This is a genomic window from Serratia sp. N21D137, from assembly GCF_047530005.1.
Lineage (GTDB): Bacteria > Pseudomonadota > Gammaproteobacteria > Enterobacterales > Enterobacteriaceae > Chania > Chania fonticola_B.
Map to the genome: position 1 here is coordinate 1 of NZ_JBLJAJ010000012.1, position 22893 is coordinate 22893.

Sequence of the window (22893 nt, forward strand, 5' to 3'; positions counted from 1 at the left end):
AGACGCGGAGAAAAATTTCTGGCAAACTGTTTGTAAAGGCACGATGAGGTCTCTTCTGTTTTGTTAGCGCAACCAGTAGATCACACTTCATCGTGCCTTTCATTTTTTTGTGGGGATTCCTCAACCCACAGGGAGAGGGGACAGTATGTGCTACAAATTAGCCCCAGCGCTCAACCGCAGCATCGTAAAACACCCTAACTAATTGAGGGGGGTTACCGAGTTACAAATTATCATCCACACCTGAACGCATCACCGAATCAGCTCCCTCTCCCACAGGGTGAGGGGACAGTATGTGCTACAAATTAGCTCCTGCGCTCAACCGCAGCATCGTAAAACACCCTAACTGATTGAGGGGTTTACCGAGTTGCAAATTATCATCCACACCTGACCGCATCACCGAATCAGCTCCCTCTCCCACAGGGTGAGGGGACAGTATGTGCTACAAATTAGCTCCTGCGCTCAACCGCAGCATCGTAAAACACCCTAACTGATTGAGGGGTTTACCGAGTTACAAATTATCATCCACACCTGACCGCATCACCAAATCAGCTCCCTCTCCCACAGGGTGAGGGGACAGTATGTGCTACAAATTAGCTCCTGCGCTCAACCGCAGCATCGTAAAACCCCCTAACTGATTGAGGGGTTTACCGAGTTGCAAATTATCATCCACACCTGAATGCATCACCGAATCAGCTCCCTCTCCCTGTGGGAGAGGGTTGGGGTGAGGGGCTGGTGCTACAAATTAACTCCCGCTCCTGAACACGCCTGCGAACCAACATCCTTCTGTTAACCTCAAGATAAAACCCTCAACCCATATCTGCGATCCTCTCCATAAATGTGATCTCCAGCGGCAATTCTCACAAATCATACTTGTATGGTAGTCAGTTCAAGGTTAATTTCCGCCCATACGTTATCAGCAACAACAGGATGTGGAAGTCATGAAAATTGTTAAAGCCGAGGTGTTTGTCACCTGCCCAGGGAGAAATTTCGTCACCCTGAAGATCACTACCGACTGCGGGCTAACCGGGATCGGCGATGCAACCCTGAACGGCCGCGAACTGCCGGTCGCGTCTTATCTGGAAGATCACGTCTGCCCGCAGTTGATCGGCCGCGATGCTCATCAAATTGAAGATATCTGGCAGTACTTCTACAAAGGTGCTTACTGGCGCCGTGGCCCGGTGACCATGTCGGCCATCTCTGCAGTGGACACAGCATTGTGGGATATCAAAGCCAAAGCGGCCAATATGCCGCTGTACCAGTTGCTGGGTGGCGCTTCACGTACCGGCGTCATGGTGTATTGCCATACCACCGGCCACTCGATTGACGAAGTGCTGGACGATTATGCCAAGCACAAGGAGCTGGGCTTCAAGGCAATCCGCGCACAATGCGGCGTCCCAGGCATGAAAACCACCTACGGCATGGCCAAGGGCAAAGGCCTGGCGTATGAGCCTGCGACCAAAGGTAACTGGCCGGAAGAGCAGCTGTGGTCAACCGAGAAATACCTCGACTTCACCCCGAAACTTTTTGCAGCCGTGCGTGACAAATTCGGTTTTGACGAACACCTGCTGCACGATATGCATCACCGCCTGACGCCGATCGAAGCGGCCCGCTTTGGCAAAAGCGTTGAGCAATATCGCCTGTTCTGGATGGAAGATCCTACCCCGGCCGAAAACCAGGAGTGCTTCCGCCTGATCCGCCAACATACCGTGACCCCGATTGCGGTCGGTGAGGTGTTCAACAGCATCTGGGATTGCAAACAGCTGATAGAAGAGCAACTGATCGATTACATCCGTACCACCATCACCCACGCCGGGGGCATCACCGGCATGCGCCGTATCGCCGATTTCGCTTCACTGTATCAGGTACGTACCGGCTCACACGGCCCTTCCGATCTCTCGCCAATCTGCATGGCGGCGGCGTTGCACTTTGACCTGTGGGTGCCGAACTTCGGCGTGCAGGAATATATGGGCTACTCCGAACAGATGCTGGAGGTGTTCCCACATAACTGGACGTTCGACAACGGCTACATGCATCCGGGCGAAAAACCAGGGTTGGGCATCGAGTTTGACGAAAAACTGGCTGCCAAATATCCCTACGATCCAGCCTACCTGCCGGTAGCGCGCCTGGAAGACGGCACCCTGTGGAACTGGTAAACCGAGGAATTTCTATGAAAAGCATTACTGTTCAACAGCCAGGGCAATTGGTGATCGAAGAACGCCCATTGCCATCGCCGCAGCAAGGTGAAGTCCGGATCCGTGTGGCTAGTGCCGGGATCTGCGGTTCCGACGTGCATATCTATCGGGGCCATAATCCGTTTGCCAAATACCCGCGCGTGATCGGCCATGAGTTCTTTGGCCATATCGATGCTATCGGCGAAGGTGTCGACCCGTCACGCATCGGAGAACGCGTAGTGGGCGATCCGGTTGTCAGTTGCGGCCATTGCTATCCCTGCTCGGTGGGCAGACCAAACGTCTGCACCGAACTGCAGGTCATCGGGGTGCACCGTGACGGCGGGTTCAGCGAATTTGTGACGCTACCGGCCAAAAATGCCCATCTAGTACCGGACAGCATTCCAGACAACGAAGCCACGATGGTCGAACCCTTCACCATTGCTGCCAACATCTGTAGCCAACTGCAACCTGGCCCGTTAGATGTGGCCTTGGTGTATGGTGCCGGACCTATGGGCCTAACCTCCATTCAGGCGCTGAGCGGCGTTTACGGCGTTAAACAGATTGTGGTAGCTGACCGTATCGATGAGCGCCTGGCGATGGCCACTGCCAACGGCGCGGATGTGGTGATCAACAACAGCCAGCTGGATTTGGCCAGCGAGTTACAAAAACTCGGCATCCGGCCAACGCTGATCATCGATGCTGCCTGCCACCCGGCCATTCTGCCGGAGGCAATCGGCTTGGCTTCTCCCGCCGCACGCATTGGCATTATGGGCTTCTCTGCCGAACCCTGCGTGATCAGCCAGCAAGCCATTACCAGTAAAGAGATCTCGATTTACAGCTCACGCCTTAACAGCAACCGCTTCCCGCAGGTGATTGCCTGGATGGCGCAACGCCAGATCCAACCAGAGAAACTGATCACCCATCAGTTTACGTTTACGCAAGTGCTTGACGCGATGGAGATCTTCGAAAAAGACCAAAAGCAGTGCTGTAAAGTTTTACTGAAATTCTGACCTGACCACTTTCCAGCTACGGCCTGCTGTAGCTGGAAGGAAACAGGGGCTTCTGAACCTCATCTTTGCCGTCCTTACAACAACAATTTGCAGAGAACAGAACAATGATGAACGCAAAAATTGACAACACTCAGCCGGAAAGAAGTACCTCGGACCTGATCAAGGCGGCCGTTTCCGGCTGGCTTGGTACCGCATTGGAATTTATGGATTTTCAGCTTTATTCGCTAGGTGCAGCATTAGTTTTCCATGAAATATTTTTCCCGGAACAGTCCGCCGCCATGGCGTTAATCTTGGCGATGGGAACCTACGGCGCGGGTTATATCGCCCGTATTGCGGGTGCCTTCTTCTTTGGACGCATGGGGGATACCATCGGCCGTAAAAGGGTGCTGTTTATTACCATTACCATGATGGGGATCTGCACCACCTTAATCGGCGTGCTGCCAACCTATGCGCAAATCGGTATTTTCGCCCCTTTGTTACTGGTGTTACTGCGTATTATTCAGGGGCTGGGAGCTGGCGCGGAAATTTCCGGAGCAGGAACCATGCTGGCAGAATATGCGCCTAAGGGTAAACGCGGGATTATCTCCTCACTGGTAGCCATGGGCACCAACTGCGGCACGCTGTCGGCGACCGCCATCTGGGCCGTCATGTTCTTCTTCCTGTCGAAAGAAGAACTGCTGGCCTGGGGCTGGCGCGTGCCTTTCCTGGCCAGCGTGGTCGTCATGCTGTTTGCCATCTGGCTGCGTATGAACCTGAAAGAAAGCCCGGTGTTTGAAAAAGTTAACGACGACAGCACCAGCGCAACACCGGCTCACGCTGTGGCTGACAAGACCCATTCGCTGTCGGCAATGTTCAGTAGCAAATCCTTCTGGCTGGCTACCGGGCTGCGTTTTGGCCAGGCAGGCAACTCCGGTCTGATCCAGACTTTCCTGGCTGGTTATCTGGTGCAAACCCTGCTGTTTGAGAAGGCTATCCCAACCGACGCCTTGATGATCAGCTCCGCCATCGGTTTTATTACCATCCCGTTCCTTGGCTGGCTCTCCGACAAGATAGGCCGGCGGATACCTTATATCCTGGTCAATATCTCCGCCATCATTCTGGCTTACCCCATGATTTCGATGATTGTGGACAAGGCCAATGAGGTGAACGTGATTATGGCCTCGATCATTATTATCCATAACGTCGCGGTGCTGGGCCTGTTTGCGCTGGAAAACATCACCATGGCGGAAATGTTTGGTTCACGTAACCGCTTTACCCGCATGGCGATCTCCAAAGAGGCCGGTGGTTTGGTGGCGGTCGGCTTCGGCCCGGTATTGGCCGGTATCTTCTGCAATATGACCGACTCCTGGTGGCCAATCGCCGCCATGATGATCCTGTACTCCGTTATCGGCTTGCTGGCAGCGATATTGATGCCAGAAGTCAGAGATCGCGACCTGAGCCTGGCGGAAGATGCCGCAGAAAGCCCAGCGCTACCGATAGCCCAGCGCGTCAGCAGTCATTAATCCCTCTTCAATCCTCTGCCGCAGAGAAGGTTCTGCGGCAATCAAACCATCACACAGTGAGTTTTAACATGGATACCAAGCTGTTAGCAGCCAACGCCATTGTTCCGCAGTACGATCGTAGCAAACTGGTTCCGCGCCTGGTTCATCTGGGCTTTGGTGCCTTTCATCGCGCCCACCAGGCGGTATACGCCGATATCCTGGTACAAGAGCACGGCAGCGACTGGGGTTACTGCGAAATCAACCTGATCGGCGGCGAACAGCAAATCGCCGATCTCAAACAGCAAGATATGCTCTACAGCGTGGCAGAGATGTCAGCCGATGACTGGCAATGCCGAGTGGTGGGCGTAGTAAAACAGGCGCTGCATGCGCAAATCGACGGGCTGGACGCCGTGTTCCAGGCCCTGGCCCAGCCAGAAGTGGCTATTGTGTCCATGACCATCACCGAAAAAGGCTACTGTCATTCTCCCGCCACAGGCCAGTTGCAGCTAGATCATCCATTGATTGTGCGGGATCTGGCTAATCCACATCACCCACAAAGCGCAGTGGGGGTCATCGTCGCAGCCTTGGCACAACGTAAAGCTGCCGGGCAATCTGCATTCAGCGTGATGTCTTGCGACAATATGCCGGAAAACGGCCATGTGACCCGCAACGTGATCACCACCTATGCCAAAGCGCTCGATCCGACGTTGGCAACGTGGATCGAAACCCACGTCACCTTCCCTTCCACCATGGTCGATCGCATCGTGCCAGCCGTGACGCCAGACACCCTGGCTCAGGTCGCACAGCAAACCGGCGTGCAGGATCCGGCAGCCGTGGCCTGCGAGCCGTTCCGCCAATGGGTGATTGAGGACAATTTTGTCGCGGGCCGCCCGGCATGGGAACAAGCCGGTGCCGAACTGGTCAGCGATGTGTTGCCGTTCGAAGAGATGAAGCTGCGTATGCTGAACGGCAGCCACTCGTTCCTGGCCTATCTGGGTTATTTAGCCGGTTACCCACACATCAGTGACTGTATGCAGGATGAGCATTACGTCAAGGCCGCCCGCCATCTGATGCTGGCTGAGCAGGCCCCGACGCTGAACACGCCGGGAACCGATCTGGAGAAATACGCCGATTCCCTGCTGGCACGCTATCGCAATACGGCGTTGAAGCACCGCACCTGGCAGATCGCCATGGACGGCACGCAAAAGCTGCCGCAGCGCATGCTGGATTCGGTGCGCTGGCACCTGGCCAACGGCAGTGATTTTGACTGTCTGGCGCTGGGCGTAGCGGGCTGGATGCGTTACGTCGGCGGTAAGGACGAACAGGGTCAACCGATCGACATCAGCGATCCATTGCGTGAGGAAATTGCCCGGCGCGTCGCCAACAGTGCTGAAGGTGAGCCTCGCGTGATGGCGTTACTGCAAATGACCTCGGTATTCGGACGCGACCTGCCGGATAACCAACGCTTCGTCAATGCCGTGACCAGTGCTTATCTTGCGCTGTTGGCGCGGGGAGCTAAAGCGACGGTGGCAAGGGTGCTGGCGCGCTAATAGAAAAGCAGAGAATGCGGGTGGATTTATCCGCCCTCTTTCACGGGTTAATCTGCTAGTATGGTGGCATTCACTACTACTCTCATATATTGATTGTCGCCATGTCAGAATCGTACGTCCTCACGAATAATGTCCCGGTCAATCAGCAGATCTATCGTTTCCTGCGCAAAGATATCGTCGATTGCACCATCCCTCCGGGTACGTTGCTTTCCGAGAAAGAGATCTCCACCCGTTTCAGCGTTTCACGCCAACCGGTGCGCGAAGCCTTTATCAAACTGGCTGAAGCGGGGCTGGTGCAGATCTTGCCGCAACGCGGTACCTTCGTGATGAAAATTTCCGCCAAACGAGTGGCCGACGGGCGCTTTATCCGCCAGGCGGTGGAATGCGCCATCGTGCGGCGAGTTGCCACCAGCATCACCCCCGAGCAGTTGATGACGCTGGAGCATAACCTGCATCGCCAGGAGCTGGCGGCACAGAATAATCAGATCCGCGAGTTTTTGGCGCTGGATGATGAATTCCACCATCTGCTGACGCAAATGGCCAACTGTGCCCTGGCGTGGGAAACCATCGAGACCATCAAAGCGACGATGGATCGGGTGCGCTTCCTCAGCCTGAGCGAAGTGTCACCGCCGGAGAATCTGATCCACCAGCATTACCGTATTTTTGAGGCGCTGAAAGCCCAGGATCCGGATGCGGCGGAGCTGGCTATTCATGAGCATTTGCAGGAGATGATCTATTCGATTACCCCGATTGCCCTGCAAAATACCGACTGGTTTGAAGCCGAGTAAAAACTGTTCCCCTCTCCGACCAGGAAAGGGGACGCCATCAACAAGCGCTCACTAGCAAATTTTGCCTTCTAAATAGCATTTCTTCTCAATCGCATCTATTGTCTCTTCGCACCATCAGGTTTTGATTAGTATCTTTGCATAGCTTCAATCACCGCTTTTGACTACGCCGGTGGCCAAATACCCAGAGTTACCGGTGTATAGGAAGCTTTAACGGGAGTGAATCATGACGGATATTGCACAATTGTTAGGTAAGGAAGCGGAAGACCTTTTGCAACACCGCTGCACCACCATCCCTGCGGAAAATCTGTACCTGCCCGGTGGCGACTTTGTTGATCGGGTGATGATCGACAACAACCGCCCAAACAGCGTGCTACGCTCAATGCAAACCTTGCTGAACCATGGCCGCCTGGCGGGCACCGGTTATCTATCGATCCTGCCGGTCGATCAGGGCGTGGAGCACTCTGCCGGGGCCTCGTTTGCCGCCAACCCACTCTATTTTGATCCAAAAAATATCGTTGAGCTGGCGATCGAAGCCGGCTGTAACTGCGTGGCATCCACTTACGGCGTGCTGGCTTCGGTCTCCCGCCGCTACGCCCACAAGATCCCGTTCCTGGTCAAACTGAACCACAACGAAACCCTTAGCTATCCAACGCAATACGACCAGACCCTGTATGCCAGCGTTGAGCAGGCGTTCAATATGGGGGCGGTGGCGGTTGGTGCAACCATTTACTTCGGTTCCGAGCAGTCACGCCGCCAGATTGAAGAGATCTCGATCGCCTTTGAACGCGCTCACGAACTGGGCATGGTGACCGTATTGTGGGCCTATCTACGTAACCCTGCGTTCAACAAGGATGGCGTCGATTATCATTCCAGCGCCGATCTGACCGGCCAAGCCAACCACATTGCGGCCACCATCGGTGCCGATATCGTCAAACAGAAAATGGCCGAGAACAACGGCGGCTACCGTGCAGTGAAATTCGGTTATACCGACGATCGCGTCTATGACAAACTGACCACCGATCACCCGATCGATCTGGTGCGCTACCAGTTGGCAAACTGCTACATGGGCCGTGCCGGTTTGATTAACTCTGGCGGCGCCGCAGGGGAAAACGACCTGCAAGAGTCAGTGCGTACCGCCGTGATCAACAAACGGGCTGGCGGGATGGGCCTGATCCTCGGGCGTAAGGCGTTCAAGAAATCGATGAAGGATGGCATCGCCCTGATCAATGCCGTGCAGGACACCTATCTCGACAACAGCGTCACCATCGCTTAATCTTTATTTATCAAATTATTAGTCTTCGAGGCTCAGCTCTGCTGGGCCTTTTTCATGTCCTACCCCCTCTATTCTTTCATTGTTAATTTCTTTTCTTTCATCTTTACCTTTCATAATAAAATATTTATCTTTCAAAGTGTGATACATTTAAAACAAAAACCGAACCAAAGTGGTTACTGTATGACCCATGGCGACAGAGCCGCACTTCGCTCCAGGCCATAGCATCCATCACAGGAGAAAAAAATGATTGAGCTAATAACCCACGGAGCCGAATGGTTCATCGGCCTGTTCCAAAAAGGCGGGGAAGTGTTTGTCGGTATGGTGACCGGCATTTTACCGTTGTTGATCAGCCTGTTAGTTATCATGAACGCGTTGATCAACTTTGTTGGCCAGGAACGTATCGAACGTTTGGCACAGCGCTGTGCCGGTAACCCGGTTTCACGCTACCTGCTACTCCCCCTGATCGGCACCTTTGTGTTTTGTAATCCGATGACGTTGAGTCTCGGACGTTTTATGCCAGAGAAATATAAACCCAGTTATTACGCCGCAGCCTCCTACAGTTGCCACTCCATGAACGGCCTGTTCCCCCATATCAACCCTGGCGAACTGTTCGTTTACCTCGGCATTGCCAGCGGTTTGACCACGCTTGGCCTGCCGTTGGCTCCTCTGGCAGTAAGTTATTTCCTGGTTGGGCTGTTCACCAACTTCTTCCGCGGTTGGATCACCGATCTCACCACCAGCATATTTGAACGCAAGATGGGCATCCAACTGGATCGCCAGGTTCAACTTTAATTTGTGGAGCGCAGCATGAGTGCTTATATCCGTATTGAGAAAGGTGCTGGCGGGTGGGGTGGCCCACTACAGTTACCTATCGAGCCAGGTAAGAAAATCGTCTATATCACCGCCGGTACCCGCCCGGCGATCGTCGACAAGCTCAGCGATTTAACCGGCTGGCCTGCGGTAGACGGTTTCAAAGAAGGCGAACCACCGGCGGAAGAGATTGGTCTGGCGATTATTGACTGTGGAGGAACGTTGCGTTGTGGCATCTACCCTAAACGCCGCATCCCGACCATCAATATTCATTCAACTGGCCGTTCTGGCCCGCTGGCGCAGTTTATTCTGGAGGATATTTACGTTTCCGGCGTACGGGAAAACAACATCAGCCTGATTGACGTTGCACAAGGGTCTGAAACTCCTCCGCCCAGCGAAAAACAGCCACAACCAAAGGTTCGTGATTACGATACCAGCAAAAAAATCACCGAACAGAGCGATGGCCTGTTGGCAAAAGTCGGGATGGGTATGGGGTCAGTTGTCGCGGTGTTTTTCCAGGCCGGACGTGACACCATCGATACCGTGTTGAAAACCATTCTGCCGTTTATGGCCTTCGTCTCGGCGCTGATCGGTATCATCATGGCCTCGGGTCTGGGTGACTTTATCGCCCACGGCCTGACGCCACTGGCCAACAGCCCAATCGGTTTGGTGACGTTGGCGCTGATCTGTTCCTTCCCCCTGCTTTCACCGTTCCTCGGCCCTGGCGCCGTCATCGCTCAGGTCATCGGCGTGTTGGTGGGCGTACAGATTGGTCTTGGCCATATTCCCCCTCAGTTGGCACTCCCGGCGCTGTTCGCCATTAACGCCCAGGCCGCCTGTGACTTTATCCCGGTGGGTCTGTCCCTGGCAGAGGCCAAGCAGGATACGGTGCGTGTCGGCGTCCCTTCGGTACTGGTTGGGCGCTTCCTCACTGGCGCACCGACGGTACTGATCGCTTGGGCCGCATCTGCCTTTATCTATCAATAAATTGCCCGGAGGAAAACCATGAGCACCATTTTCCAGACCACTATCACCCAGATTGGCGGCTGCGCCCGTGACGCACTGCTGGACAATATGCTGATCACCTTCCGCGAAGGCGCACCGGCAGATATTGAAGAGTACTGCTTCATCCACCAGCACGGCGAGACCGCCGGTGAATTACAAACCGGGGGCGTGATGGAGCTTGGCGATCGGCGCTACCCCATCACCGCCGTCGGAGAGGTTGCCACCCAGAACCTACGCGAACTGGGCCATATCACCATACGTTTTGATGGAGAAACTCAGGCCGAATTCCCTGGCACGATCCACGTAACAGGCAGCACGCCCGCTGATGTCCCGTTAGGCAGCACACTGAAATTTATCGCATAAGGAGTAGATCATGTCTGAAGTAGCTGTAGTGATTGGCGGTGGCCAAACGTTGGGGGCTTTCCTGTGCCATGGCCTGGCTGAAGCGGGTTATCGCGTTGCGGTCGCCGATTTGAATGCCGACAACGCCAATCTGGTGGCACAGCAAATCAATCAGGAGTTCGGGGCCGATCGCGCCATCGGTTTCCAGGCCGATGCCACCGATGAGGCCAGCGTTATCGCGCTGGCTGGTGCGGTTGACCGGGCTTTCGGTCAGACCAACCTGTTGGTGTACAGCGCCGGGATTGCCAAAGCCGCGCCGATCACCGATTTCCCACTGGGGGATTTTGACCGCTCCTTGCAGGTGAACCTGGTGGGTTATTTCCTGTGTGCCCGCGAGTTCTCTCGCCTGATGATCCGCGACGGTATCGCCGGGCGCATCATTCAAATCAACTCTAAATCCGGCAAGGTCGGCAGCAAGCATAATTCCGGCTACAGCGCCGCCAAGTTCGGTGGCGTTGGATTGACGCAGTCGCTGGCGCTCGATCTGGCCGATTACGGTATCACCGTGCACTCCCTGATGCTCGGTAACCTGTTGAAGTCGCCGATGTTCCAGTCGCTATTGCCGCAATATGCACAGAAGCTGGGCATCAAGCCGGAAGAAGTTGAGAAATATTACACCGATAAGGTGCCGCTGAAACGCGGCTGTGACTACCAGGACGTGCTGAACACGCTGCTGTTTTATGCCAGCGACAAAGCCTCTTACTGCACCGGCCAGTCGATCAACATTACCGGCGGGCAGGTGATGTTCTGATTTACGGGCTGATAATTACAGATGTACCTAACAGCCCCTCCCCCCCCCCCCCTCTCCCAATGCATAGACCGTGCTCCTCATGGACACCTGTTTTAGGGAGAGGGAGCCAGTCCGGAGCCAAGGTCTGGTGCAAGAGCAAATTTGTAGCACATTCGGTCCCCTCTCCCTGTGGGAGAGGGTTAGGGTGAGGGGTCGATCGCCGGACTCTCTCCCTTTATTTTCACACAGGAGAACAACCGTATGACCAGCGCACTCATTACCTTCGCCGTTATCGCCTGGCTGCTGCAAATCGCCCTGGGTTGGTGGCAGCTACAGCGCTTTAACCGCGCGTTCGAGAGCCTATGCCAATTGGGCACCGTGGGCGTTGGCCGCTCTGGGGGCAGGTTCAAACCCCGCGTGGTATTGGCACTGGCGTTTGACGCCCAACAGCGGGTATGTGGCAGCATGCTGATGCGCGGCCTGACCATCTTCGCCCAGCCGAAACAGCTCACGCAGTTACATGGCATGCACCAACAACAACTCTGCCCAGATGTGATCTTCCCTGAGGATCGGGCATGCCAAACTGCACTATCGTTAGCGATCGCACCGAAATCATGATATTTTCACATTAAAAGACATTACCTTTCATAGTGAACTATCTCACCGAGAGGAATGGTCAACTCTTGTGAACAGGGATCACTATGAAACCAAAGCAGCGGCAAGCCGCTATCCTCGAATACTTGCAGCGGCATGGCAAAACGGCAGTGGATGCCCTGGCAGAGCATTTTTCCACGACCGGCACTACCATCCGTAAAGATCTCACCTTGCTGGAAGAAGAAGGCGAGGTGATCCGCACCTATGGCGGCGTGGTGCTTAGCCGTGACGATGGCGATCAGCCCATCGATCGTAAAACCCATATCAACACCGAAAAGAAGCGCCAGATCGCCTATGCCGCCATCAAGCTGATCGATGATGGTGATTCGCTGATCTTTGACGCAGGCAGTACGGTATTGCAGATGGTGCCACATCTGGCGCAGTTCAATAACATCACCGTGATGACCAACAGCCTGACTATCGTTAACGCGCTGGTGGAACTGGATAACGATCAAACCATCCTGATGCCCGGCGGCACCTACCGTAAAAAATCTGCCTCCTTTCACGGCAGCCTGGCGGAGTCGGCATTTCAGCAGTTCAGCTTCGATAAGCTGTTTATTGGGGCCGACGGTGTCGACCTCAATGCGGGTGTCACCACCTTTAATGAGGTGCATAATGTCAGCAAGGCGATGTGTGAAGCCGCCAGCCGTATTGTGTTGCTGGTCGATTCCTCGAAGTTTGGCCGCAAAAGCCCCAACGTGGTGTGCGATCTGAGCGTTGTGGATACCCTGATCACCGATAACGGCATCAACCCGGATTACCTGGCTGCGCTACAGGCTAAAGGTATCAATATCATTCTGGTAGGAGACCCCCTTGATGAGTAACGCCACTGCCCTGCTCAACTTTGCCCGTGAAACGCTGGAAATTGAGCTGACCGAAGCGCAGCGCCTGCTGACACGCCTGGATGACAACTTTGTCCAAGCCTGTGAACTGCTGCTCAACTGCCGTGGCAAGGCGGTTATTTCCGGTATTGGTAAATCCGGCCATATCGGCAAGAAGATTGCCGCTTCATTGGCCAGCACTGGCACCCCGTCGTTTTTCGTCCATCCGGCGGAAGCCTTGCATGGCGATTTGGGGATGATCGGCGCCGATGATGTGGTGATCTTTATCTCCTATTCAGGCCGCGCCAAAGAGCTGGATCTGATCCTGCCGCTGCTGGCAGAGAGCAAGATCCCCGTGATTGCCATGACCGGTGGCAAAGAGTCGCCGCTGGCACTGGGTGCTGCCTGTACGTTGGATATCAGCGTTGAACGTGAAGCTTGCCCGATGGGCCTGGCACCCACTTCCAGCGGAGTGACTACGCTGATGATGGGGGATGCATTAGCGATGGCCCTGATGCGCCAGCGCGGTTTTAATGCCGAAGATTTTGCCCGTTCCCATCCAGGTGGCAGCCTGGGTGCTCGCCTGCTCAATCGCGTCCATCACTTGATGCGTACCGGCGATCGCCTGCCGATGGTGCAAGAAAGCGCCAACGTAATGGAAGCCATGCTGGAGTTGAGCCGTACCGGGCTAGGCCTGGTAGCCGTATGCGATGCACAGCAAAAAGTGGTGGGCGTATTTACCGACGGTGACCTGCGCCGCTGGTTGGTGAAGGGTAATAGCCTCAATGACGGCCTCAGCCCGGCGATCACTCGCCCCGGCTACCGCTTGCCAGAACAGTGGCGTGCCGGGGAAGCCCTGGAAGCGCTGCACGAACAGCACATCAGCGCGGCTCCGGTGGTGGATATCGATGGCGTACTGGTAGGTGCAATCAACCTGCACGACCTGCATCAGGCCGGGATCGGCTGATATCACGTAGGGGGCGTAGCATGCTACGCCCGCTTAACTACTACCTTGGCGCGTAGCTTTCCCCCTCAGCAGCGTTACTTCCAGTCTGGATTGCCCTCAAACTGTTTCTTCAGCAACGCTTTCATCTGATCATCCGGTTTACCCAGCCATTGATATTTGGCGTATTTCTTCGGATGGTCGATGGCCTGCGGCTTATTGGGCACTTCAACCCGCACGCCCCAAGCTTGAGACTTGTCTGCTTTAAAAGCCACAATCATAAAGTTATTGGCGCAGTCATGCGGCTTGCAGATGTTACCGATCTGGTAGCTTTGCCCTTGCCAGGTGACGGTTTCAGCTGGCGTGGAAGTGCCGATCCCTTTACGCGCCCAACCCGGTAACTGTGCCTGCCCCTTCACCATATTTTTCCAACTGGTTTGGTAGCCCGGCTGCTGGATCAGATCTGAGGCAGTGATAATCTGTTCGGCAAAACTGCCGGTGCTAAATCCAAGCAGGGTCGCAACCAAGGCTCCCAACAACCTCTTTTTTCCTATCATGGTCTCCTCCCTCGGTAAATCAAAAGCGTAGCTCCAAGTAGCTCAGACCACAATTAAACGGGAAAGTTGGCTCAGCGTTTTCGTCAGACTACCTGCCAATATCCTTTTTTGGTTGCCCCAACCCTGATTAGCCGCTTTCCTTCCTGGAGCACCTTGAGGCTTCGCTCAATGGTACGGCTGCTCATCGCCAATGTTTCCGCCAATTGGGCAATGGTGACGGAGGGATTGGCAGCAATAATGGCCAAGATGCGTTCAGTCGTTCGACTCAGCGGTAGTAAATTTTCTTCCGACATTTCTTCCGACATTTCTTCCGACATTGTGGCAGACTTCCCCTTCTGCTCGCCAATACCTTCGGCTAATGCCGCCACCAGTTTCTCCAGCATGAAGTCAATAAATGCGGTGCAATCGCTAGCCCTATCACAGACTCCCAGGACTCGGTAATAGTCCTGCTGTTGATTATGGATCAGGGTTTCAACCGGTAGCCATGCCAACTCTGAACGCCACTCACTGAGGATCAACGTTTGCCATAAACGCCCCATTCGCCCATTGCCATCGGCAAACGGATGAATAAATTCGAACTCATAGTGAAAGATAGAGCTGGCGATCAGTGGATGAATATCGGTGTGCTTTAACCACGCCAGCAGATCGCCAACCAAACGCGATAGTTGGCTGGCAGGTGGTGCCATATGGATAAGTTGTTTATCTCGATATACCCCAACATTGCCGCTGCGTAGCTGCCCCGGAGCATCGACCAGCCCTCCCATTAATAAACCATGTGCCGCCAACAAATCCTCAAGCCGATGGCTTTGCCAGCTTGGCAATTTTTCATAGGTAAGGATGGCGTTACGGACTTCCTGAATATCTTTTACCGGTGCCAACACTCGCTTACCGTCCATGATTGCAGTCACCTGCTCAGTAGACAGGCTATTATGCTCAATGGCCAATGACGCCTGAATGGTGCGGATACGGTTCTCTTTGCGTAACAAAGGTGAAGATTGCCCAGCCTGCGCAGCCCAATGCCCCAATAGCTCCCCCACCTCAATCACTCGATTCAGGATAGCTGGCGTAATGGTATAAGGTGGTTGATAACCAGCCATCTTGCTTCCCTTTATTATCACAAGTCAATCAGCCTGAACCGCATTGGGCCTGGTTCCCGATCATGGAGGGCTTGGTGGAAAATATCAAGCAATTGACCAACTAGCATCGGCTAGTGGAAAAGTTGGCTCACCACCAGGCATGGAAATGATGCACCGGCCCAATACCCTGCCCTACCTCCAGGCTATCGGCCTGCTGTAAGGCCTGTTGCAGGTAGTTTTTTGCCGCTGCCACGGTATCGGCCCAATTTGGGTAGCGTGGGCGCAGGGCTGCCAGTGCCGCAGATAAGGTGCAACCGGTGCCGTGCGTGTGCCTGGTCGCTATGCGCGGCGCACTAAAGCGCTGCTCAAAGCCGGGGATAAATAGCCAATCTGGGCTTTCCTCTTCACTTAGGTGGCCCCCCTTCATCAACACCGCCTGACAGCCCATCGCTAATAACGCCTGGCCCTGCTCGCGCATTTGTGATTCGTTTTGCGCCGGAGCACAGGCCAGCAAAGCCGCCGCCTCTGGCAAGTTCGGCGTGATAATGGAAACCAACGGCATTAGCTCACGGCGGATGGACTCCACCGCTTCCGGTGCCAGCAGCGGGTCACCACTTTTAGCCAGCATCACCGTATCCAGCACCACATAAGGCAGCTTGTAATGGCGTAGGCGCTCGGCCACCGCCTGCACAATGTCGGCGTTAGCCAGCATGCCGATTTTAGCGCTGTCGATACGCACATCGCTGAGTACCGAATCCAACTGGGCGGCCACAAATGCCGGTTCGATATGATATACCGACTGCACGCCACGGGTGTTCTGCGCCACCAGCGCGGTGATTACGCTGGTGCCATAGGCCCCCAACGCGGAGAAGGCTTTCAGATCGGCCTGAATACCGGCCCCACCGCTAGGATCGGTGCCAGCGATGGTGAGAGCGTTAATCCGTTTCATAGCAGATCCTCCATTCGCAGTTGGTAGAGGGCATCCAGGAAGGCGGCAGTAAAGCTGCCAGGGCCAGAACACCGCGCCGTGGCCCTTTCACCACATAGCGCCATCACCCGGCAAGCGGTGGCAACGTTATCCAGCCGATCGCCCGGCAAACTGCAAAATGCTGTCACAACGGCCGAAAGCGCGCAGCCCGTCCCCACCACGCGCGTCATCAATACATCGCCACCCGTGACGGCCCAGTCTCTTTCACCATCAGTGATGTAGTCTGTCTCACCGGTGACGGCCACAATGGCCCCACAATTACGTGCTAATACGCGTGCTGCGGGTAATGCCATCAGCGAGTCATCCTGGCTATCTACGCCACGGGCGCTGGTCTGCAGGCCGCTCAATGCAATGATTTCCGACGCGTTGCCACGGATCGCCGCAGGCCGCAGGGTGAGCAAGCGGCGGGCGAAGATTGCTCGGTATTCCAATCCCCCAACGGCAACCGGATCCAGTAACCAGGGCTTTTCAGCACGATTGGCAGCCTCGATGGCGGCTAACATCGACTCTGCCCGCGATGCGTGCAGGGTGCCGATATTGATCAACAGCGCATCGGCCACGCGGCTGAACTGCGCGGCCTCTTCCGGTTCCACTACCATCGCCGGTGAAGCACCAAGCGCCAGCAGCACGTTGGCCGTCAGCTCTTGCACCACTTCGTTGGTCAGGCAGTGGATCAATGGAGGTTGGCGTTTAAATTGGTTAAAACAGGCCGCGGCACGGGTGCCGGGTAACACATCAGGTCGAGTAAACATAGCGCTCCCAACCGGCGTTCAAGAAGGCGGGTACCGGTTGAGATACCGCGACATCCCTACGCTGGTATAATCCAGATCAGGTAATACGGGTAATTTCTCAGCCCCTAAGGGCACCCCGAGTCGACGTTTGCCATTATTGAGGCTGTGGCCAGTGAGGTCAATCACGCGATAGCGTCAAAAAATAAAAAGGAGACGCCGTCTCCCCCAGATAATGTATAGTTCGCGTTTAACGGGGAAACCATGCTCACTCACTCATCTATCCGCCTTAACAAATACATTAGCGACAGCGGCATTTGTTCTCGTCGCTCTGCCGACCGCCACATCAAGCAAGGCAACGTTTTCATCAACGACAAGTTAGCCTCCTTGGGCGCTCAAGTATTGGTCGGGGATGTGGTCAAAGTTAACGGCCAGCCGATCGAACCGCGCGATGCGGCCGATCTGGTGCTAATCGCGCTGAACAAGCCGGTTGGTATCATCACCAGCATGGGAAAGCACGTGCGGGATAACATCGGTGATTACGTTAATCACAATAGGCGCATCTTTCCCATCGGGCGGCTGGATAAGGACTCTCAGGGGCTGATTTTCCTGACCAATGATGGCGAACTGTTCAATAAGATCCTCCGTGCTGGCAATAATCATCAAAAAGAGTACCTGGTCACCGTCAACAAACCGGTGACGGATGAGTTTATTCTGGGCATGGGCGCAGGCGTACCCATACTGGATACGGTGACTCAACAATGCCTGGTGGAGCAAGAAGCCCCGCAGATATTTCGCATCACGCTGGTGCAGGGGCTTAACCGCCAAATCCGCCGTATGTGCAAATATTTTGGTTATCATGTCACCAAACTTGAGCGCCAGCGTATTATGAATATCACTCTGCAAGGGTTACCGCTGGGCGAATGGCGGGATTTGACCGATGATGAGCGGATCGAGTTATTCGAGCTGATTGAACACTCCTCGTCCGAGGATATTTCCGCCCCGCGTCAATATAGCCAGATATAGGCGACTGTCGCGATATGCAATCAACCTCTCAAAACAGCCGCTAATTATCAGTTGATCTTGTTTTCATTCGGCTCTATCTTCTCGCATCCGGGTACATGTTGCGGCTCGCTGGATGCGGTCTATCCCTCCTCCCCTTTCCGTCAACCAAACGGATTTATGACTCTTTTCTTGTCAGAGTTACCACACGGCATTTGATAACTTTCGGTAAACATGAACTCAACGGTTAAAGATACCCTGGCAGCACGTGACGTCACCCTAACCCCGTGGACAGGCTTTTACTTCCTGCAGTCGCTGCTGATCAACTTCGCCCTCGGCTATCCATTTAGTCTGCTGTATGCCGTGGCGTTTAGCTGTGTGTTACTGCTGCTGTGGCGCCTCAGCCCGCGCCTGCAAAAGAGCGTGATCGGGCTGTGTAGCCTCATCGCCGCCCTGTATTTCCCATTTTCTCAGGCCTATGGCTCGCCCAATTTTAATACCCTGCTGGCGTTACACTCGACCACGGTGGAGGAGTCCAGCGAGATATTGACCATCTTTCCGTGGTACAGCTATTTGGTGTCCCTGTTTATTCTGGCACTGGGCATTATCGCGTTGCGCCGTAAGCCAACCCCGAAAGGCGCTTGGAACACCCTCCAGAGCTTATGTCTCACCATCAGCGTGGTCTGCTTTTTTGTCACGCCAGTACAGAATCTGGCGTACGGTGGCGTGTTTAAATTGACCGACTCTGGTTATCCCGTGTTTCGTTTCGTCAGAGATGTGATCGCCAATAACCAGGAAGTGATTGATGAAAAAGCCCGTATGCAGGCGTTTTCACAGCTGAAAGATTCCTGGAACGTGCTGGCGGTGAAACCGAAATATCATATCTACATGGTAGTGATCGGCGAAAGCGCGCGGCGAGATGCCTTAGGTGCGTTTGGTGGGCACTGGGACAATACCCCCTTCGCCAGCCACGTAAACGGTACGCTGTTGCTTAACTATATTGCGGCCAGCGGCTCAACACAGAAATCGCTCGGCTTAACGTTAACCCGTGTCATTAACGGCAAACCGCAGTATCAGGATAACTTCGTCACGTTGGCCAATCGGGCAGGTTTTCAGACCTGGTGGTTCTCCAACCAAGGACAAATTGGTGAATATGACACCGCTATCGCCAGCATTGCCAAACGTGCCGATGAAGTGCAGTTCCTGAAAAACGGTGATTTTGAAGCGGATAAGAACACCCATGATGAAACGCTGCTCAAGATGACCGCCCAGGTTTTTGCCGCCCCACGCAGCACTAACCCGCAGTTGATCGTCTTGCACCTGATGGGTTCACATCCGCAAGCCTGCGACCGGACTCAGGGGAAATACGCGGACTTTGTGCAATCCAAAGAGACCTCCTGCTATCTTTACACCATGACGCAAACGGACAACCTGCTGAAACAGCTCTATCAGCAGTTACGCGACACCGGGGAAAGTTTCTCAATGGTCTACTTCTCCGATCACGGTCTGGCGTTTAAAGAGCGCGGTACCCAGGTGCAATATCTGGCGCACGATGATCAGTTTCAGCAAAATTTTCAGGTCCCCTTTATGGTGCTTTCCAGCGATGACAGCGCACACCGCCTGATTAAAGCCCCTCGTTCAGCCAATGACTTCCTGACCTTTTTCGCCTCGTGGACCGGGATCAAAACCAAAGAGCTGACGCCGAAATACTCGTTTCTTTCCGAGCAAAAAGCCGGCCCCGTCTATATCACCAACTTTAAGCTCAAGAAGGTGGACTACACCCATTTGCCGACGGATATCTTTGAAACCCAAACGCGCTAAAGTGTAACAAGGTTGCCTTTGCATCTCGGGCCACTTCGTCTGTAATATGAGGCAGTTAAAATGAAAAGAGCCTGTTGACCAATGAAAAAACCGACTTTTCTGCCTCTCATTGTCCTGACACTGGCACTGGCGGGTTGCACCAGTGACTACATTATCACGACTAAATATGGCGATATCCTACAGGCCCACGGCGAACCGGACACTGACCGCAGTAGCGGTATGACCAGCTATACCGGCATGAACGGCGACTATCATCTGATCAATACCAATGATATTTCCGGAATAGTAAAAAAATAGCCTTCCCTGCGGCGGTGTGACTTTCACAACAGACCTGCATAAAGCCTGCCATGGATTGCAGCGGTTACCTGTTTTATGCAGGCCCTTAGGAACTAGCGGCCTGTTCATGATTAACGACTCCGATAAAGGTTATATCCCATTTGCTGGGCAACAGCCGCAACCATTTTTTGCCCACGCACGCTGTTACCAACGGGATCAAGAGGAGGTGAGAACGCAGCAATCCCCATTACGCCGGGCACCACGGTCAAGATACCGCCTCCAACACCACTTTTACCCGGTAAACCCACGGTATAGGCCCAATCGCCTGAACTGCCATACATCCCTTCCATCGTCATTTCTGCCAAAATAAAGGGGGTGTTAGATTCTGTCAGCACTCGCTTTTTGCTGACGGGGTTGATACCACCAGCGGCAATTGTCGCCCCCATCGTGGCCAATTCAATGGTATTAAGCAGCGTTGAACATTGGCGGGTATAAACATCACAGGCTTCCATTGGATCGCAGTACATCGCATCGGCGCTATAGAGTAACCAGGCGATCGCACGGTTATGGAAGTTGGTCGTTTGCTCTGAATCATTCACCTCGTCAGAGAGTGCGATTTGTGCACCCGCTAACTGCTGTTGCATATCAAGAATGCGCAACCAGCGGTTTTCACGGTCACTCGCTTTGACTAAGCTCACCGTTGACATTGCCCCGGCATTCACCAGCGGCGAGAGGGGTTTACCTTTATGTAGCTCCAGAGCAATCACCGAGTTAAAGGGCAAGCCGGTGGGATCGGCACCAATCTTGTCCTGTACGTCTTGCGGGCCAACATCTTCCAACGCCAAGGCTAGCGAGCACACTTTTGAAATTGACTCCAGCGCAAAGCGGAACTCCGCATCGCCCTGAGAAATGATATCCCCGTCGACGGTCACAATCGCCAAGGCGGCTAAATGGCTTGGCACGCTCGCTAAAAAAGGGATATAGCTGGCATTCTCGCCACCACTCAATGTGGAATACTGCGCATAGGCATTCGATGCAACCTGTTGAAGCCGTTGTAAATCGATAGTCATGTTGTTGACTCCCAGACTGAATTTGCGAGGTTGGGAGGTAATACTCACAACCCTTGAAATAAATATTAAGGTTTTGGCAGCGGAGCGGTTGGTACAGAAGGTTCAATAGCTCTCATCACGCCAATGGCTATACAAAGCCATAATCGGCCCCAGCCATTCTAGGCCCGCCCACTTAAACATAGTGTAATAGCCGGCCAACAAGCTCTGGTTGATAATGGCGATAGGATAGTTTCAAGAGCGGTATGATCGGCTATACCGGCATGAACGGCGATGATCATCCGAACATAGTGAAAAAATAGCGGGTGTCTGAGTTTTTATCTGCTAATCCGTAATGGCTTTCTTGTTTATTAGCGCTAGCCAAACAAAGAAAACTTTCGCTAACCAGGCTTGAACAAGCCTGGCTGCGATAATGTTGAAGCGATATCGGCCCTTATTTAGCCGCCAGCTTGCACAGCGTTAACGCCACATTGTAGGAAGCCTCGAACGACTTAAGGGGTAAAAACTCGAACCGTGAATGGAAGTTATGCGCGCCGGTAAAGAAATTGGGCGTTAATAACCCTTTTGCCGACAACGCAGCACCATCGGTGCCCCCGCGCATCGGGATGACTTTAGGCTCAATGTTCAACTCGGCCAGTGCGGCAAAAATCAGATCAATGGCCCGGCGGTCATCGGTGATGGCATTGCTGATATTGCTGTAGGTATCGCTGATGTGATACTCCACCCGGGCGGTGGGATACTGCGCGGCAATCTTCTCCGCTACTTCACCAATCTGCTGCTTGCGGCGCTCAAAGTTCGCCAAGTCGAAATCACGGATATTGGCTTTCAGCAGCGCTTCGCTTTGTGATGCCTGCATGCCGTTAAACCAGATATAACCTTCACGCCCTTCGGTATGCTCAGGAGTCTGCTGGCGATCGAAGTGGCTGATATAATCCATCGCCATCAGCAGCGGGTTCACCAGCACGCCTTTGGAGGACATCGGGTGGCTGGTCACACCGGTAAAGCGCAGTTCGGCGCTGGCGGCGTTGAAGTTCTCATACACCACTTCGCCCAATTCACAACAGTCGATAGTCCAGGCAAAGTCGACGTCGAAACGCGCCATATCGAGCGCTTTGGCACCGCACAGACCAATCTCTTCATCCGGTACAAATGCCACCACGATATCGCCGTGCTGGTCCTCTGCGGTAAGGTTTTCCAACACCGTCATCACAACCGTGACGGCCGCTTTGTTATCCGCCCCCAACACGCTGGTGCCGTCGCTGAAAATAATCTCTTCCCCCGGATAGGCTTTGATTTCCGGGTGTTCAGCAGTACGTAGCCAGATATCTTGCTGCGCGTTCAGGCACAAATCCTCACCGGTAAAACGCAAGATTTGTGGGTGGATGTCCGGCGATAAACCAACGTCTACGGTATCAATATGGGTGATAAACCCGATACGTGGCGCGCCGGGTACGTTGCCTTTTTTCACTGCGGTGACGGTGGCATGTTCGTCAATAACCACATTATCCAGGCCGAGTTGGCGTAGTTCCTCAGCCAGCATCTCCGCCATGGCGAACTGGCCAGGAGTGCTGGGCAAAGTACTTACCGCTGGGTTGCTCTGGCTGGTGACGGCCAGGTAGCGGAAGAAACGTTGGGTTAACTGCGTGGCGAGCGGTGAAGACATTATGTTGTGTATGAACGCATCCCGTTTGCAAGGCTCCCATGGCTAGGATCACCAGAGCAATCTTTCAGAATTCACCC

Annotated in this window: 22 protein-coding genes and 1 riboswitch; of the genes, 16 read left to right on the top strand and 6 right to left on the bottom strand. The window is 54.1% G+C overall.

The features are described 5' to 3' along the window. The first annotated feature begins 938 nt into the window (after positions 1-938). The 13 genes from manD (at position 939) to gutQ (ending at position 13662) form a co-directional block, all read left to right on the top strand. On the top strand, positions 939-2153 hold the full coding sequence (gene manD / locus ACMV5H_RS11515) for a D-mannonate dehydratase ManD (RefSeq protein WP_021178796.1): 1215 nt from the start codon (positions 939-941) through the stop codon (positions 2151-2153). A 14-nt stretch (positions 2154-2167) separates the two neighbouring features. After that, the gene (locus tag ACMV5H_RS11520; RefSeq protein ID WP_021807145.1) at positions 2168-3181 is read left to right on the top strand and encodes a Zn-dependent oxidoreductase; all 1014 of its coding nucleotides are present in this window, start codon (positions 2168-2170) and stop codon (positions 3179-3181) included. A 107-nt stretch (positions 3182-3288) separates the two neighbouring features. Then, positions 3289-4683 carry an MFS transporter gene (locus ACMV5H_RS11525; protein ID WP_414821902.1) on the top strand — a complete coding sequence of 465 codons (1395 nt, stop codon included), beginning with the start codon at positions 3289-3291 and terminating at the stop codon, positions 4681-4683. Between the two features lie 68 nt (positions 4684-4751). Continuing rightward, positions 4752-6212, top strand: coding sequence for a mannitol dehydrogenase family protein (locus ACMV5H_RS11530; RefSeq protein WP_414821875.1), 1461 nt, complete (start codon positions 4752-4754; stop codon positions 6210-6212). Positions 6213-6313: 101 nt separating this feature from the next. Next, positions 6314-7000 carry a GntR family transcriptional regulator gene (locus ACMV5H_RS11535; protein WP_414821876.1) on the top strand — a complete coding sequence of 229 codons (687 nt, stop codon included), beginning with the start codon at positions 6314-6316 and terminating at the stop codon, positions 6998-7000. 223 nt (positions 7001-7223) lie between these two features. Beyond that, positions 7224-8273 carry a class I fructose-bisphosphate aldolase gene (fbaB, locus tag ACMV5H_RS11540; protein ID WP_021178801.1) on the top strand — a complete coding sequence of 350 codons (1050 nt, stop codon included), beginning with the start codon at positions 7224-7226 and terminating at the stop codon, positions 8271-8273. A 243-nt stretch (positions 8274-8516) separates the two neighbouring features. Next, positions 8517-9065, top strand: a complete 549-nt coding sequence (locus ACMV5H_RS11545) for a PTS glucitol/sorbitol transporter subunit IIC (protein WP_021807150.1) — start codon at positions 8517-8519, stop codon at positions 9063-9065. Positions 9066-9080: 15 nt separating this feature from the next. Further along, the gene (locus tag ACMV5H_RS11550; RefSeq protein WP_059201499.1) at positions 9081-10070 is read left to right on the top strand and encodes a PTS glucitol/sorbitol transporter subunit IIB; all 990 of its coding nucleotides are present in this window, start codon (positions 9081-9083) and stop codon (positions 10068-10070) included. 18 nt (positions 10071-10088) lie between these two features. Then, a complete protein-coding gene (srlB, locus tag ACMV5H_RS11555; protein ID WP_115159546.1) occupies positions 10089-10451 on the top strand; it encodes a PTS glucitol/sorbitol transporter subunit IIA in 363 nt (120 codons plus the stop codon). Positions 10452-10461: 10 nt separating this feature from the next. Next, positions 10462-11241, top strand: coding sequence for a sorbitol-6-phosphate dehydrogenase (srlD, locus tag ACMV5H_RS11560; RefSeq protein ID WP_024486186.1), 780 nt, complete (start codon positions 10462-10464; stop codon positions 11239-11241). A gap of 240 nt (positions 11242-11481) precedes the next feature. Beyond that, positions 11482-11838 (top strand): transcriptional regulator GutM, encoded by a 357-nt coding sequence (gene gutM / locus ACMV5H_RS11565; protein ID WP_021807153.1) that lies wholly within the window; start codon positions 11482-11484, stop codon positions 11836-11838. Positions 11839-11921: 83 nt separating this feature from the next. After that, the gene (gene srlR / locus ACMV5H_RS11570) at positions 11922-12698 is read left to right on the top strand and encodes a glucitol operon DNA-binding transcriptional repressor SrlR (RefSeq protein ID WP_021178807.1); all 777 of its coding nucleotides are present in this window, start codon (positions 11922-11924) and stop codon (positions 12696-12698) included. Then, on the top strand, positions 12691-13662 hold the full coding sequence (gutQ, locus tag ACMV5H_RS11575; RefSeq protein WP_021807154.1) for an arabinose-5-phosphate isomerase GutQ: 972 nt from the start codon (positions 12691-12693) through the stop codon (positions 13660-13662). Before srlR ends, gutQ begins: the two co-directional genes overlap by 8 nt. A gap of 74 nt (positions 13663-13736) precedes the next feature. Here gutQ and ACMV5H_RS11580 read toward each other — a convergent pair whose 3' ends face one another. From ACMV5H_RS11580 to thiM, 4 genes are all read right to left on the bottom strand, one after another. Beyond that, entirely contained in the window at positions 13737-14195 is a 459-nt protein-coding gene (locus ACMV5H_RS11580) for an inhibitor of vertebrate lysozyme family protein (protein WP_094982774.1), read from the bottom strand. Between the two features lie 83 nt (positions 14196-14278). Continuing rightward, a complete protein-coding gene (locus ACMV5H_RS11585; protein ID WP_209554894.1) occupies positions 14279-15292 on the bottom strand; it encodes a Fic family protein in 1014 nt (337 codons plus the stop codon). 127 nt (positions 15293-15419) lie between these two features. Continuing rightward, complete coding sequence (gene thiD, locus ACMV5H_RS11590) at positions 15420-16220, bottom strand: bifunctional hydroxymethylpyrimidine kinase/phosphomethylpyrimidine kinase (protein ID WP_021807158.1); 801 nt, start codon at positions 16218-16220, stop codon at positions 15420-15422. Beyond that, positions 16217-17011: a hydroxyethylthiazole kinase gene (gene thiM, locus ACMV5H_RS11595; protein ID WP_209523753.1), complete on the bottom strand. Its 795-nt coding sequence runs from the start codon at positions 17009-17011 to the stop codon at positions 16217-16219. The genes thiD and thiM overlap by 4 nt, the downstream gene beginning before the upstream one ends. Before the next feature lie 36 nt (positions 17012-17047). After that, positions 17048-17139, bottom strand: a riboswitch (TPP riboswitch). 112 nt (positions 17140-17251) lie between these two features. Between thiM and rluF the strand changes: the two genes are divergently transcribed. The 3 genes from rluF (at position 17252) to ACMV5H_RS11610 (ending at position 20107) form a co-directional block, all read left to right on the top strand. Then, on the top strand, positions 17252-18013 hold the full coding sequence (rluF, locus tag ACMV5H_RS11600; RefSeq protein ID WP_414821877.1) for a 23S rRNA pseudouridine(2604) synthase RluF: 762 nt from the start codon (positions 17252-17254) through the stop codon (positions 18011-18013). Positions 18014-18223: 210 nt separating this feature from the next. Further along, positions 18224-19810 (top strand): phosphoethanolamine transferase, encoded by a 1587-nt coding sequence (locus tag ACMV5H_RS11605; protein WP_414821878.1) that lies wholly within the window; start codon positions 18224-18226, stop codon positions 19808-19810. Positions 19811-19891: 81 nt separating this feature from the next. Beyond that, positions 19892-20107 carry a YgdI/YgdR family lipoprotein gene (locus ACMV5H_RS11610; RefSeq protein ID WP_021178824.1) on the top strand — a complete coding sequence of 72 codons (216 nt, stop codon included), beginning with the start codon at positions 19892-19894 and terminating at the stop codon, positions 20105-20107. A 110-nt stretch (positions 20108-20217) separates the two neighbouring features. Here the strand turns inward: ACMV5H_RS11610 and glsA are convergent, their stop codons facing one another. Further along, complete coding sequence (gene glsA, locus ACMV5H_RS11615) at positions 20218-21156, bottom strand: glutaminase A (RefSeq protein ID WP_021807166.1); 939 nt, start codon at positions 21154-21156, stop codon at positions 20218-20220. 430 nt (positions 21157-21586) lie between these two features. Continuing rightward, positions 21587-22816 carry a peptidase T gene (gene pepT / locus ACMV5H_RS11620; RefSeq protein WP_021807167.1) on the bottom strand — a complete coding sequence of 410 codons (1230 nt, stop codon included), beginning with the start codon at positions 22814-22816 and terminating at the stop codon, positions 21587-21589. Positions 22817-22893 lie beyond the last annotated feature (77 nt).

What these genes read in the sequence shown, in the direction of transcription:
- ACMV5H_RS11585 (WP_209554894.1), bottom strand. Translation starts at nt 15,292, where the DNA reads ATGGCTGGTTATCAACCACCTTATACCATTACGCCAGCTATCCTGAAT.
- thiD (WP_021807158.1), bottom strand. Translation starts at nt 16,220, where the DNA reads ATGAAACGGATTAACGCTCTCACCATCGCTGGCACCGATCCTAGCGGT.
- rluF (WP_414821877.1), top strand. Translation starts at nt 17,252, where the DNA reads ATGCTCACTCACTCATCTATCCGCCTTAACAAATACATTAGCGACAGC.
- thiM (WP_209523753.1), bottom strand. Translation starts at nt 17,011, where the DNA reads ATGTTTACTCGACCTGATGTGTTACCCGGCACCCGTGCCGCGGCCTGT.
- ACMV5H_RS11610 (WP_021178824.1), top strand. Translation starts at nt 19,892, where the DNA reads ATGAAAAAACCGACTTTTCTGCCTCTCATTGTCCTGACACTGGCACTG.
- ACMV5H_RS11550 (WP_059201499.1), top strand. Translation starts at nt 9,081, where the DNA reads ATGAGTGCTTATATCCGTATTGAGAAAGGTGCTGGCGGGTGGGGTGGC.
- fbaB (WP_021178801.1), top strand. Translation starts at nt 7,224, where the DNA reads ATGACGGATATTGCACAATTGTTAGGTAAGGAAGCGGAAGACCTTTTG.
- srlD (WP_024486186.1), top strand. Translation starts at nt 10,462, where the DNA reads ATGTCTGAAGTAGCTGTAGTGATTGGCGGTGGCCAAACGTTGGGGGCT.
- ACMV5H_RS11525 (WP_414821902.1), top strand. Translation starts at nt 3,289, where the DNA reads ATGAACGCAAAAATTGACAACACTCAGCCGGAAAGAAGTACCTCGGAC.
- ACMV5H_RS11545 (WP_021807150.1), top strand. Translation starts at nt 8,517, where the DNA reads ATGATTGAGCTAATAACCCACGGAGCCGAATGGTTCATCGGCCTGTTC.
- gutQ (WP_021807154.1), top strand. Translation starts at nt 12,691, where the DNA reads ATGAGTAACGCCACTGCCCTGCTCAACTTTGCCCGTGAAACGCTGGAA.
- srlR (WP_021178807.1), top strand. Translation starts at nt 11,922, where the DNA reads ATGAAACCAAAGCAGCGGCAAGCCGCTATCCTCGAATACTTGCAGCGG.
- srlB (WP_115159546.1), top strand. Translation starts at nt 10,089, where the DNA reads ATGAGCACCATTTTCCAGACCACTATCACCCAGATTGGCGGCTGCGCC.
- pepT (WP_021807167.1), bottom strand. Translation starts at nt 22,816, where the DNA reads ATGTCTTCACCGCTCGCCACGCAGTTAACCCAACGTTTCTTCCGCTAC.
- ACMV5H_RS11520 (WP_021807145.1), top strand. Translation starts at nt 2,168, where the DNA reads ATGAAAAGCATTACTGTTCAACAGCCAGGGCAATTGGTGATCGAAGAA.
- ACMV5H_RS11605 (WP_414821878.1), top strand. Translation starts at nt 18,224, where the DNA reads ATGAACTCAACGGTTAAAGATACCCTGGCAGCACGTGACGTCACCCTA.
- ACMV5H_RS11530 (WP_414821875.1), top strand. Translation starts at nt 4,752, where the DNA reads ATGGATACCAAGCTGTTAGCAGCCAACGCCATTGTTCCGCAGTACGAT.
- gutM (WP_021807153.1), top strand. Translation starts at nt 11,482, where the DNA reads ATGACCAGCGCACTCATTACCTTCGCCGTTATCGCCTGGCTGCTGCAA.
- glsA (WP_021807166.1), bottom strand. Translation starts at nt 21,156, where the DNA reads ATGACTATCGATTTACAACGGCTTCAACAGGTTGCATCGAATGCCTAT.
- ACMV5H_RS11535 (WP_414821876.1), top strand. Translation starts at nt 6,314, where the DNA reads ATGTCAGAATCGTACGTCCTCACGAATAATGTCCCGGTCAATCAGCAG.
- ACMV5H_RS11580 (WP_094982774.1), bottom strand. Translation starts at nt 14,195, where the DNA reads ATGATAGGAAAAAAGAGGTTGTTGGGAGCCTTGGTTGCGACCCTGCTT.
- manD (WP_021178796.1), top strand. Translation starts at nt 939, where the DNA reads ATGAAAATTGTTAAAGCCGAGGTGTTTGTCACCTGCCCAGGGAGAAAT.